Here is a 12,419-nt window from a genome sequence, read left to right on the forward strand (position 1 = left end):
GACTTCATACTAATTCAACATAAAAAAACAGGTGAGCATCCTTAATTTATAAGATGCTCACCTGTTTTATTTTAATATTTAATTTTACTCTTCTTTTGCTTCTTTTTGATTCGTACGTTTTTGTAGTAAAATTGCTGTCGCTGCTAAGATTAAGACTAAAACGGCGATACCGATAAGTCCAAGGTATTTAGCTATATTACCAAATACGATACCTACGACTAAGAAATCTGTATCTGAGAATGTCGTTGCTGCGCCACCAAGTTCTCCTAGGAATGGTAAGAACAGTAGTGGTAAGAATGTAATTAACAAACCGTTTAATGCTGAGCCAGCTACTGCGCCTCTAATACCACCACGTGCGTTACCAAATACGCCAGCTGTCGCCCCAAGGAAAAAGTGAGCTACTACACCTGGAAGAATAACTACACCACCAAATAAGAATAAGACGAACATGCCTAAGACCCCAACAATAAAGCTGACAAAAAAGCCAATTAATACAGCATTTTGTGCATAAGGGAAGACTATAGGACAGTCTAATGCTGGTTTTGTATTAGGTACTAATTTTTCAGAGATACCTTTAAACGCTGGTACGATTTCAGCTAATATTAAACGTACCCCTGTTAATATAATAAACACACCCGCTGCAAAAGTAACCCCTTGAATCAGTGAAAACACAATAAAGTTTTGACCATCACTAATTTCTGTATGTACGAAGGTTGGACCCGCAAATAATGCTGCCACAAAATATAGTAATGTCATTGTTAATGAAATACTAATTGTACTTTCTCTTAAAAAGCTTAAGCCTTTAGGAAAATTAATTTCTTCAGTTGATTTAGATTTTCCTTTAAATAACTTTCCAACCTCCCCAGCTGCCCAATAACTGATAGTACCAAAATGACCTAAAGCGACTTGGTTAGTTCCAGTTATTTTCTTCATCGTTGGTTGTGCTAACGCTGGCAACATAGCCATAATCAGACCTAAAATGATAGATCCCGTGATTACTGTCAATGTCCCAGTAATATTACCTACTGACAATAATATGGCTAAAAAGGCTGCCATATAAAATGTATGATGCCCTGTTAAAAAGATATATTTCAAATTCGTAATACGTGCGATAATGATATTAACAATCATCCCAAATACCATAATTAATGCTGCTGTTGTTCCATACTGTTCTAAAGCAATGGAAATAATCGCTTCATTATTAGGTACGACACCTTGCACACCAAAAGCATGTTGGAATATTTTTCCAAATGGTTCTAATGATTGTGTTACAACATTCGCCCCTGCACTTAACACTAAAAATCCAAGTATTGTTTTAATCGTACCGGATGTGATGTCAGTGGCTGATTTTTTCTGCATAATTAGACCTATTAATGCGATTAAAGCAACTAATATAGCAGGTTGACTCAAAATATCAACGATAAAATCTAGTATAGGTTTCATAACATTGCCCCCTTACTTATAATTTATAAAATGTTCAAATCACTCAATCTCTCATTCAATTTATTTTGTAACTCTTCCTTATCTAAAATATTATCTAAAACAATAACGTCTCCTAAATGCTTTGTATTTTCTTCTAAATCTCTACCGCAAATAAATAAATCTGCCATATCAGGACTCGCAGACATGACATCACTGTGTTCAACTTTAACGTCTGATGGTGCATTTAAATTTTTCAAAGATTCCTGTGCATTCATTTCCACCATAAAGCTACTTCCTAAACCGTGACCACATACAACTAAAATTTTCATTTTCATCATTCTCCTTTAAATATACTTATTATTTCATCAATTTCTGTTGCTACTAATAATTTATTAACTGTATTCGAATCTCCTAAGATGGTTGCTAAATTCCTTAAAATTTCTAAATGTCCTTCGTTATCAACAGCGCTTAATACAAACACGAGAGAAGCATGATGTCCGTTCTCAGAAAAGTTAATATGCTGATTCAACTTCAATAAACTTAATCCTATTTTTTTAACATCATCACTCGGTCTAGCATGCGCTATTGCGATTTCAGGCGCTATTACAATATAAGGTCCTAATTCTTCTACGCTATAAATCATCTTTTCAATGTATTGTTGTTTAAAGTACCCTTGTTCTAGCAGAGGTTTAGATGCAACACTGATTGCATCTTTCCAATCATCCACTCGATCTCGTATCTGTACTTTATCCGATGATAAAATTTCCAGACTCATTTTTATCCCCCTTTTTAATGTTGACTTACATCACGAATACATGACATGATACCTGCTATATTTCCAGAAAACAGTGTTGCTCTCGTTGCTTCATCCATGATTAGCTCGCTAAATTGTCGCAAAGCATTTAAATGTATCTGCGGCTGTTCCGTAGCTAATGTAATAATGATATGCACTGGATCATATTGATGATGACTAAAGGTCACACCCGTTTTAAAATGAACTAAACTGAAACCTACAGGTTGTTTAACATGCTTATGATTAGCATGAATCAATGCAATATGAGGACTAATCACCATATATGGTCCAAATGCATCTAATTGCTCAATAATGTCAACAGCATAGGCCTCATCTACGATTTGGTCATTTACAAGCGGTAATACGCATTGTCTAATTGCATCATTTCTTAAAAGTGTCGGCTGTTCAGTCAATATTCGAGATTGTGGTAACACTTCTTGTAACGTTGGTCCTAACCCTTTGACATCATTTACATATCGTTCTCTCGAATGGTTAATAATTTCATTTAATTGCTTTCGATCGTCTTTATTTAAAAATGGTGAAACCCTGATTACTGGTACACTTGCTTGTTCAAAAGGGACAGTAGATATTATATAATCAATACCTTCATGTTTTAGCATTACTTCATCTATTTCATATATAGAATATGCATCTACAATTTCTAATTCTGGATAAATATGACGCATCCTACTTTTTAATAATTGTGAGGTTCCTATACCTGATCCACAAAGTAACATGACTTTAATAGCATTCGTTGTCACTGCTGAAATACGTTCTATCGCAGAAGCAAAGTGCAACGTGATATACGATAATTCATCATCCGTAAAGTGGATTTGGTAATTTTCTTCAATGCCCCATACGTGCCTTTTGATTCCCTTTATAATATGGTGATACTGTGCATGAATCTCCTTATTTAAAGGGTTCGCATGCGTCATATCAAACTTCAATCGATGAATTGCAGGTCTCAAATGTACGATTAAACCATTTTCTAATTTGCTATCAGACATTAAATCCAATCCTAACTCGCCACTCATACGTTCAATCAATTGTTCTGTTAATATCTCTAAATCGTCTATTTGTTGATTGAGTTCATTCACTTCTGACGTTTTAGCACCTAATAAATGTAAAGTAATAAATGCTGACTCACTTTTTGGAAATTCAATTTGAAAAATATCTTCCAATTTTTCTTTAATTTTAAACGCAATATGAAATTGCTCTGTTTTAGAGAGCTTTTCGTACTCCTTATCAGGTATGTCAAAGGAGAAATGTTCATTTGTACGATGAAGGGCAATTAAAATGTGATAAATCAATCCATCAATTGCACTTTGAACCAACTGATACTTCGCATCTAATAATATAGAAGTTACTGTTAAACGAATTTGTTCTAACTCTTTATTCGAAAAAAGTTGATGTCCCATGTGATGTGTGTGGGTTTGAAAATATTCATGTACACGTGTGGCATAGGCTTTACGATAATCATTTTCCTCACCCTGGATCACAAATCCTTTATTTTTCTTGTACTCAAGAAACAAATCATTTTCTTCTAACCAAGATTGAACATTTTTTAAATCTTCAACAATCGTACGTCGTGTTACTGAAACCAAAGTTGCTAATACTTGGGATGATGTGGGTTCAATCGATTCAAACAACTTCAAAGTGATATATAATATGCGTTCTTTCTTTGAATAATGCAGCGATGTCCCTGTATATTTTGGCTCTAATGTTGCCAGCTGAGGCGCTGTTGTTGTAATCTTTATCCCATCATATTTATTCCGATGTATCGTTAAATCTAACTTATCTTCCATAGTTTCAATGTATTCAAGATCATATTGAATTGTTCTTTCAGATACATTGAACTGCGTTGCTAAATTATGAATTTGAACAAAGGCTTCACGTTCAAGTAAGTACGTTAATATATGATGTTGTCTCTTGCTTAACACATCAGCAACCTCCTTACAATTTTATTGTAACCGCTTTCTCATAAACGTAGATGTGTAATCTATTTCGTCTCACAATCCGAAAAGTTGCACATCTAAATAAAAATTACTATTTTCAAATTATAAAATGCATTGACCAAATTTGATACCTTTTTATTTATATTTTAAATAAAAAAGATGTAAAAGTAATTAAACTTTTACATCTTTTTCTGACATTGATTCAATAGCATAACAATCCATAAAATTATTTTTTTACTTCTTTATATAAATCTATCATTTCCTGAGCAATATCTTTAAAAGTAATAGCTGTCATTAAATGATCTTGACTATGCACCGTTAACAGCGTTAAATTGATGTGTTCACCTTGTGCTTCCTTTGTTAACATATTCGTTTGTACATGATGTGCTTCAAGCAAAGCCTCTTCAGCTTGTTTCAGCTTCGCTTCCGCTTCATCAAACGCACTTTTTTTAGCTGCAAATATCGCTTCCATCGCATGACTTTTAGCATCACCACTATAAGCAATGAGCGACATTGCAAATTCTAAATTTCCCTCTTCTTTAGACATAAACACACCCCTATTCACTCATTAAACGTTCAGCAGCGCTTAATACGTTTGCGCCATTCATCGTACCGTAATCTGTCATTTCAATGACTTCTACGGGTATGTTTTTTTCTGCACCTTTTTTAGTATATTCATCTTTTTTAAAACGCACTTGTGGTCCTAATAACAAAACATCTACTTGAGCATCTTCAATTTTCTGATCAGCTTCTGTCGTTGAAACTGCAAATATTTCACGGTCTAAATCTTGTTTTTCTGCTTCTTTTTGCATTTTCTGAACTAACATACTTGTACTCATTCCAGCTGCACATACGAGCATTATTGTTTTTTCTGCCATATAAATCCCTCCATTTATAAATATCATACCCTATCTGTTAATTGATCTCGCTATCATTGATAATGTGTGGCGTTGTCCACGTATTGCTTTACTTAATTCGAAAATATTCTCTACAGGAGCTAAACCGCCATATCCTGCGTCACCGATATGTTGAATATCCACACCGCATATTTTATTTCGAATTGCGAAGTCTCTAATTGTGCTGGCGTCAGAACTCTCTTGACTTGTACCTATCGCTGACATGACTAAACTACCATGATGATGAACTGCTTTCACTATGTCTTTTAATTGTGCTTCATCAAATCCTGGCACTGTACCAATAGATGGTACTAAAATAATATCGGCACCTGCATCAATAAATTTTTCAACATATGCTTTAGTAATTACAGGTTCATCTACACCTGCACTGTGCATTTTTCCCGCTATAATTAATCCCGAAAAGTTTGCTCTTGTCTCAGCAATTGCACCAACAATTTTTTCATTAGATACGCCAGTACCTGGGTTACCTGTCATGCAAATAAAATTTATGCCTAATTTTTCTAAAGCTTTTACTGCTTTCGGATTTGCTTGGCGTCCTTTAGCAATATTTAATTTTTCTTCTGCCATGCTCGCTTGGTCATCTACTGGTTCTAAATTAACGCCTATAGGTCTTGCAACAAGACGTCTTAATTCTTTAATGACATGTTTTTTCTCGTCTATATTTTCTACTTTAGGATTGAACGCGTCTAATCCATTTAATAAAATCAAATCTGCTCCGAATGCACGTGAAAGTTCTGCATTTGTTATGTCTGGTATTACTGGTGTACGTGTAACAACATTCTCTGCTAAAACTACGCGACCATCACTTGCTTTAATACTTTGTTTTAATTCTTTGGCCGTCATTTTCACTATTTCTGAAGCATTAGCACTTAATAATCTCTTAACCATATCATCTACTCCTTTATTTTGGTTCTTCCGTTTCTTTTATTCCGTTCGCTTCTTTATCTTCTAAATATAAATTATATTTCTCCATCGCTCTATAAAATAGGTAATAGAGTAAAATATCGATAATGATACAAACAATTTGAACCAATGAACCACTATAATGCCCTGTCGCTAAGAATCCACTGATGATAGGTGGTATCGTCCATGGCATCGCTGTACCATTTGTAAGATGTACAAGACCACTCGACATTGCAAAATAAGTTATTGTCGCATTAATCATTGGTGCTAATACAAATAGAATAATTAATCTCACATTAAGTACAACAGGTAAGCCAAACAATGTTGGTTCATTAATATTAAATATCCCTGGCATTAGTGTAAGTGGCGCCATCGTTTTTGTGATTTTACTAGAACGTTTTTTAAAAGCTAATATCGCAATTACGATGACTAGTCCTATCGTTGAACCACCGCCACCCATAAATACAAAGTTATCAATGAATGGCTGCGTTATGATGTGCGGTAAGTCTCCATGTGGATTGGCTTGATATGCTAGACGGTTTTCATCAATATTTTTCAACCAAATTGGTTGCATAACTGCATTTACTACGTTTGCACCATGGATACCGACAAACCAAAATGCACTATTAAGACCAACTAAGATAATGGTACCGATTAAGCTGCCCCCCATTAGACTTAACGGTACCCCTAATGTATTAACAATCAATTCATGAATGTTGCCAAACGGTAAGTTATCCAACGCTATATATACAGCAAGCCATAATATGATAATAGCTGCACCAGGTATTAACGCACTAAAACTCTGTGCGACTGCTGGTGGTACTTGATCTGGCATTTTAATTCTAATGTTTCTATTGATAAACCACTGAAAAATTAACCCTGAAATAATACCAATAATAAGTGCAACAAATAAGCCCTGACTTCCCATGTATATTTGAGGTATTGCCTCTTCAGGAACTTTATCCCCAGTCATTACATTCGGTGTGACAACTAAAAATGCTGACATCGCAATAATACCGGCTGAAACCCCATCTGTATTGTATTGCCGAGCAATACTATGTGCGACACCAAAACTTGCAACTAACCCCATTAATCCAAATGTGCCATTCACTGCTTTCATTAAATATGGTTGAATTCCCTGTGCTTCTAACCACTCTATCCAGCCTGGTATCGCAATACCACTGATTACTAAAAATAAGGAACCAATAATAATCAAAGGCATAGCAACGATAATTCCATCCCTCATTGAAATTAAAATTTTATTAGATCCCAATTTAGAAGCGACTGGCAACAAATGTTTTTCTAATGCATCATTAAATTTACTCACATCAACACCCCATCGTAGACTCGATTTTGAAAACGCTTTCAATGTTGTTATTAATTATAATTTATAATCAATTAAGTGTCAATATAGTTGCAACTTCTTATTTTTAATATAATAATAAGAGTATTAAGAAATTATGGTGATAAAAATGAAAGCAAACATGACAAATAAACAGCGTATTATACGTGGTCAAATTTTAAATGAAATATACGTACGCGGCCCTATATCAAGGGTTGACATAGCACGAAACACAGGTATAACGCCAGCAACAACAACTGCAGTAACTGCAGAACTAATACAAGATAAGCTCATTAAATCTACAGATATTGAAGTTGATAATTACGATATCGATACTAAAAAAACGTCAGGGCGCAAAAAAATATTACTTACAATTTGTAACAAATATAATTACTATGTTGGTATTGAATTAGCCAGAGATTTTGTAACGTTATGTTTAACTGATAATCTTGGTAATATCGTTGATCAGAATATGGTCGATATTACTGCAACACAATTCTCAAAAAAAATTACCTCAAGCTTAATATTGAAAGAACTTAATCATTTCTTAAAACAACATGCATCTTATAATATTCAAGCAGTTGGCATTGCTTTACCAGGTCACTTTGATGAAATTTCTCAACAAATAGCTTCTAATGGTGATTGGTCCGGCTTTGATTTGAAACATTTACTTTCTTGTATTAGCCTGCCTGTATTTTTAGAAAATAACGTCCATTGTATGAGCCTATATGAACATTTACTCACATCAGAAAATGATGGCGAAAATTTCATTTTCTTTCATGCTGTAAAAGGGATTTTTTCATCTAGTATGTATCGTGGTAATTTATATGGCGTTTCTAATTTTTCTGTAGGGGAAGTCGGACATACCATTATCCATCCAGACGGCGAGCGCTGCGAATGTGGTCGTAGAGGGTGCTTACAAAACTATTTAGGTGGCATGAATATTATAAATAAAGCTAAAGTCATTTATAGAAGTGCTCAAAGTACCTATCTCACAAGTTTAGTAGTAGATTCAAATGATATAACCTTAGATACTGTTATAGAAGCGTATCATTTAGGTGATAGTGGCGTCGTACAAATTATTAAAGATGCTATGCGTGCAGTTGCAATTACGCTCAATAATTTAACCATGTTAGTAGATACTAATAAAATTTATTTGCATGGTCCATTATTTAACAATGATATTACAGATGTAATTTTAAAAGAATATTTGAATTACCAAAACTTATACGATGGATTAGATGAAATTGATTTTCAAATGAAACTTTATCACCCCATTAATGGTGCAAAAGGTGCGTGTGCCCTTGCCATTCACCAACATTTAATTTGGTCCGAATTATAAAAAGTACATAATTTCATAACATTTTATAAACAAGGAAATTCGTTTTAAATAACGTATTTCCCTGTTGTTACGCTTATTTTTAAGCACTCGAAAATTTCGTGTTTTTCATTAATATACATATTATTACAATTTCTGAAATTAATTTTCAATATTGTTAAATCACACAATAATTTCATATTTTACAACACCATTCGATTCATTACTCTAAAGCTTTTTCTTACTAATTCACCTACAATTAATCTCTTTTTTAATTGTAACAATTTTCGTAACTTTTATATGTAAGCGTATACAAATGTAATATTACATGTTAGAGTTTTATCTAATTAAACAAATGTTTAGTTTTAAACTTATGTTTAACTTGCAGAAAAAGGAGGTTGATCTTATGAATAAAAATGAACGAGAGGTCCTCAATCGTATTCAAGAGAATCCTTTTATCTCTCAACAAGAATTAGCTCAGTCCATTGGTTTATCCAGGCCAGGTGTTGCAAACATCATCTCAGGTTTAATTCGCAAAGAGTATGTATTAGGAAAAGCTTACGTTCTCAATGAAGACTATCCACTCGTTTGCATTGGTGCCGCCAATTTGGACAGAAAATTTTATGTTCATTCTGAATTGCAATTGGAAACTTCAAATCCTGTCACTTCTACAAGATCTATAGGTGGTGTTGCACGCAATATTGCTGAGAATTTAGGTCGTATGGGTGAAACTGTTGCTTTCTTGTCAACTAGTGGTAATGACAGCGAGTGGGATATGATTCATAAATTATCTAGTCCATTTATGAATTTAGACCATGTACAACAGGTTGAAAATGCAAATACAGGTTCCTATACTGCCCTAATTGATAACGAAGGCAATATGACATATGGCTTAGCAGATATGGAAGTTTATGAGTACATTACCCCTGAATTCTTGATAAAAAGAGCTCACTTATTGATTAAAGCGAAATGTATCGTCGTAGATTTAAACCTCAGTAAAAACGCTATTGATTTTCTATGTGCATACTCAGAAAAACATAACATTAACTTAGTCGTTATACCTGTGTCATCACCAAAAATGAAAAACATGCCCGATTCTTTACACGCTATCGACTGGCTCATTATTAATCGTGATGAAACAGAAACCTACTTAAAAATGAAAATCAACAATACAAATGATCTAAAAACTGCAGCCAAAAGATGGAATGATTTAGGTGTTTCGAATGTCATTATTACTAATGGGGTTAATGAACTTATATATAGAAATTCCACTCAAGAAATTATCAAACCGATTATGCCATCAGACAAAGTTGTAGATGTAACTGGTGCAGGAGATTCTTTTTCTAGTGCAGTCGTATTTAGTTGGCTCAATGATTTAGATATGGACAGCATACTTACAGCAGGTATGATTAACGCACGCAAAACAATCGAAACGAATTATACTGTTCGCCAAAATTTAGATAAAAAACAATTATTTAGAGACTTGGAGGAATATAAAAATGGCAAAATGCATTGAATTTTCAAAAGAAGTACAGCAAGGTAAAGCAAACAACAAACCTATAGTAGCACTAGAATCAACGATTATTTCACATGGCATGCCCTATCCACAAAATGTTGAAATGGCTAAAAAAGTAGAACAAATTATAAGAGATAATGGCGCTGTACCTGCCACCATTGCCTTAATGAATGGCAAAATTAAAATCGGCTTAGAATCAGATGAACTCAGATTACTCGCCAATAGTGACAATGTAGCTAAAGTATCTCGTCGTGATTTAGCAGAAATAATTGCAGCTAAACAAATTGGAGCAACTACTGTAGCATCCACAATGATTTGTGCTGAGTTAGCTGACATCCAGTTCTTCGTTACTGGAGGTATTGGAGGCGTCCATAGAGGTGTTGAACATACCATGGATATTTCAGCAGACTTAGAAGAACTGGGCCAAACAAACGTCACAGTGATCTGTGCTGGCGCAAAATCTATATTAGATTTACCAAAAACAATGGAATATCTCGAAACTAAAGGGGTTCCTGTAATTGGCTATCAAACAGATGAATTACCTGCATTCTTCACTCGAGAAAGTGGTATTAAATTAAATAGTTCTGCGGCCACACCTGATGCTGTAGCGCGCATTTGCAAGAAAAAATGTGATTTAGACTTGTCTGGCGGTATCGTAATTGCCAATCCTGTGCCTAAGCAATATGAGTTAGCTAAATCTTATATCGATGTAATAATTGAAGACGCTGTAAAAGAAGCAGAAGCACAAGGTATAAGAGGAAAAGATTCCACACCTTTTCTCTTAGGTAAAATCGTTGAAAAGTCTGACGGTAAGAGTTTAGAAACAAATATAAAACTTGTTGAAAACAATGCTGTTGTAGGAGCTAAAATTGCAGTTGCTTTCACTCAAATGTAGGTGATATATATGTCAATTTTATTTACCTTTACCGGTATTTCATTTGCTTTGTTCATAGCTTTTCTATTTAGTTTTAACAGAAAAGACATTAATTTTAAAAAACCTGCTATTATGTTAGCTATTCAAATTATCATTGTATTATTCATGATGAACACAACTATAGGTTTGAACACTTTAACAACTTTAGGAACCTTCTTCGAGAGCCTAATCAATATCAGTAATGCTGGAATAAACTTTGTGTTTGGGGATTTACAGAACGAAGATGGTTCCACATTCTTCTTAAACGTTTTGCTGCCATTAGTATTTATATCTGTAATAATTGGTATATTAAATTACTTCAAAATCCTTCCTTTTATCATTAAATATGTTGGAATAATCATCAATAAAATAACGCACATGGGATATCTTGAAAGTTACTTTGCAATTTCGACATCCATGCTCGGTCAACCAGAAGTATTTTTAACAATTAAAGATATGATACCCAAACTATCCCGTGCAAAATTATATACGATTGCTACCTCTGCTATGAGTGCCGTCAGTATGGCAATGCTTGGTTCATATATGCAAATGATTGAACCAAAATATGTGGTAACTGCAGTGATGCTTAATATATTTAGTGCATTAGTCGTAGCAAGTATTATCAATCCATATGAATCTGACAACCAAAACGTAGCATTGACAACTTCAATTAATAAAAATAGATCAAGTCACAATAGTAACCAACCATCCTCTCAACAAACTAAGGTTCCTTTTTTCCAAATGATTGGTGATAGTGCAATCGATGGTTTTAAGATTGCTATTACGGTGGCTATTATGTTACTAGCTTTCATCTCTATAATGGAAGCTATAACTATAATATTTGATCTCGTTGGTCTCAATTTCAAAAAACTCATTGGATATGTATTTGCTCCAATTGCTTTTATTATTGGTGTGCCATGGCATGAAGCTGTTCAAGCCGGTTCTATTATGGCAACAAAGTTAATAACTAATGAATTTGTCGCAATGTTAGACTTCCAAAAATTATCAGGAGAATTGACGACACGTACTCAAGGTATTATCTCAGTTTACTTAATCAGTTTTGCTAACTTTGGTACTGTAGGGATTATCGTTGGCGCAATCAAAGGAATTAGTAGTGACCAAGGAAATAAAATCGCATCATTTGCACTTCGCTTATTACTTGGCGCTACACTTGCGTCCATCATTTCTGCATCAATCATTGGATTAGTTTTATAAATAAGTTTGTAATATTTATCTAAACCTACTTGTAAATCCACTAAATTCTGGAGACCTGGACTATTGATCCAGGTCTCTTATTATTTAAGCAATGTGTAGAAAATGGCAGTGACTTGAGTCGACTC

12 protein-coding genes are annotated in these 12,419 nt (G+C 34.0%); 4 read left to right on the plus strand and 8 right to left on the minus strand.

Annotation, left to right across the window (positions count from 1 at the left end):
* Positions 1-84: 84 nt before the first annotated feature.
* From ACA31_RS11770 to ACA31_RS11805, 8 genes are all read right to left on the minus strand, one after another.
* On the minus strand, positions 85-1,443 hold the full coding sequence (locus ACA31_RS11770) for a PTS ascorbate transporter subunit IIC (RefSeq protein WP_057513509.1): 1,359 nt from the start codon (positions 1,441-1,443) through the stop codon (positions 85-87).
* A 23-nt stretch (positions 1,444-1,466) separates the two neighbouring features.
* Entirely contained in the window at positions 1,467-1,751 is a 285-nt protein-coding gene (locus ACA31_RS11775) for a PTS sugar transporter subunit IIB (RefSeq protein WP_057513510.1), read from the minus strand.
* Between the two features lie 5 nt (positions 1,752-1,756).
* Positions 1,757-2,197, minus strand: a complete 441-nt coding sequence (locus ACA31_RS11780) for a PTS sugar transporter subunit IIA (protein WP_057513511.1) — start codon at positions 2,195-2,197, stop codon at positions 1,757-1,759.
* Between the two features lie 14 nt (positions 2,198-2,211).
* Positions 2,212-4,155, minus strand: a complete 1,944-nt coding sequence (locus ACA31_RS11785) for a BglG family transcription antiterminator (RefSeq protein WP_057513512.1) — start codon at positions 4,153-4,155, stop codon at positions 2,212-2,214.
* Positions 4,156-4,396: 241 nt separating this feature from the next.
* Entirely contained in the window at positions 4,397-4,717 is a 321-nt protein-coding gene (locus ACA31_RS11790) for a PTS lactose/cellobiose transporter subunit IIA (RefSeq protein WP_057513513.1), read from the minus strand.
* A gap of 10 nt (positions 4,718-4,727) precedes the next feature.
* Positions 4,728-5,048, minus strand: coding sequence for a PTS sugar transporter subunit IIB (locus tag ACA31_RS11795; RefSeq protein ID WP_057513514.1), 321 nt, complete (start codon positions 5,046-5,048; stop codon positions 4,728-4,730).
* Between the two features lie 30 nt (positions 5,049-5,078).
* Positions 5,079-5,975, minus strand: a complete 897-nt coding sequence (locus ACA31_RS11800; protein ID WP_057513515.1) for a DUF7916 family protein — start codon at positions 5,973-5,975, stop codon at positions 5,079-5,081.
* 13 nt (positions 5,976-5,988) lie between these two features.
* Positions 5,989-7,317, minus strand: coding sequence for a PTS sugar transporter subunit IIC (locus ACA31_RS11805; RefSeq protein WP_057513516.1), 1,329 nt, complete (start codon positions 7,315-7,317; stop codon positions 5,989-5,991).
* 157 nt (positions 7,318-7,474) lie between these two features.
* Between ACA31_RS11805 and ACA31_RS11810 the strand changes: the two genes are divergently transcribed.
* The 4 genes from ACA31_RS11810 (at position 7,475) to ACA31_RS11825 (ending at position 12,294) form a co-directional block, all read left to right on the plus strand.
* Positions 7,475-8,674: an ROK family protein gene (locus ACA31_RS11810; RefSeq protein WP_253721395.1), complete on the plus strand. Its 1,200-nt coding sequence runs from the start codon at positions 7,475-7,477 to the stop codon at positions 8,672-8,674.
* Positions 8,675-9,056: 382 nt separating this feature from the next.
* Entirely contained in the window at positions 9,057-10,166 is a 1,110-nt protein-coding gene (locus ACA31_RS11815) for a carbohydrate kinase (RefSeq protein ID WP_057513518.1), read from the plus strand.
* The gene (locus tag ACA31_RS11820; protein WP_057513519.1) at positions 10,150-11,061 is read left to right on the plus strand and encodes a pseudouridine-5'-phosphate glycosidase; all 912 of its coding nucleotides are present in this window, start codon (positions 10,150-10,152) and stop codon (positions 11,059-11,061) included. Before ACA31_RS11815 ends, ACA31_RS11820 begins: the two co-directional genes overlap by 17 nt.
* A gap of 9 nt (positions 11,062-11,070) precedes the next feature.
* A complete protein-coding gene (locus ACA31_RS11825) occupies positions 11,071-12,294 on the plus strand; it encodes a NupC/NupG family nucleoside CNT transporter (RefSeq protein WP_057513520.1) in 1,224 nt (407 codons plus the stop codon).
* Positions 12,295-12,419: the final 125 nt, after the last annotated feature.

This window comes from Staphylococcus sp. NAM3COL9 (assembly GCF_001431205.1).
Taxonomy (GTDB): Bacteria; Bacillota; Bacilli; order Staphylococcales; family Staphylococcaceae; genus Staphylococcus.

What these genes read in the sequence shown, in the direction of transcription:
- ACA31_RS11770 (WP_057513509.1), bottom strand. Translation starts at nt 1,443, where the DNA reads ATGAAACCTATACTAGATTTTATCGTTGATATTTTGAGTCAACCTGCT.
- ACA31_RS11775 (WP_057513510.1), bottom strand. Translation starts at nt 1,751, where the DNA reads ATGAAAATTTTAGTTGTATGTGGTCACGGTTTAGGAAGTAGCTTTATG.
- ACA31_RS11780 (WP_057513511.1), bottom strand. Translation starts at nt 2,197, where the DNA reads ATGAGTCTGGAAATTTTATCATCGGATAAAGTACAGATACGAGATCGA.
- ACA31_RS11790 (WP_057513513.1), bottom strand. Translation starts at nt 4,717, where the DNA reads ATGTCTAAAGAAGAGGGAAATTTAGAATTTGCAATGTCGCTCATTGCT.
- ACA31_RS11795 (WP_057513514.1), bottom strand. Translation starts at nt 5,048, where the DNA reads ATGGCAGAAAAAACAATAATGCTCGTATGTGCAGCTGGAATGAGTACA.
- ACA31_RS11800 (WP_057513515.1), bottom strand. Translation starts at nt 5,975, where the DNA reads ATGGTTAAGAGATTATTAAGTGCTAATGCTTCAGAAATAGTGAAAATG.
- ACA31_RS11810 (WP_253721395.1), top strand. Translation starts at nt 7,475, where the DNA reads ATGACAAATAAACAGCGTATTATACGTGGTCAAATTTTAAATGAAATA.
- ACA31_RS11815 (WP_057513518.1), top strand. Translation starts at nt 9,057, where the DNA reads ATGAATAAAAATGAACGAGAGGTCCTCAATCGTATTCAAGAGAATCCT.
- ACA31_RS11820 (WP_057513519.1), top strand. Translation starts at nt 10,150, where the DNA reads ATGGCAAAATGCATTGAATTTTCAAAAGAAGTACAGCAAGGTAAAGCA.
- ACA31_RS11825 (WP_057513520.1), top strand. Translation starts at nt 11,071, where the DNA reads ATGTCAATTTTATTTACCTTTACCGGTATTTCATTTGCTTTGTTCATA.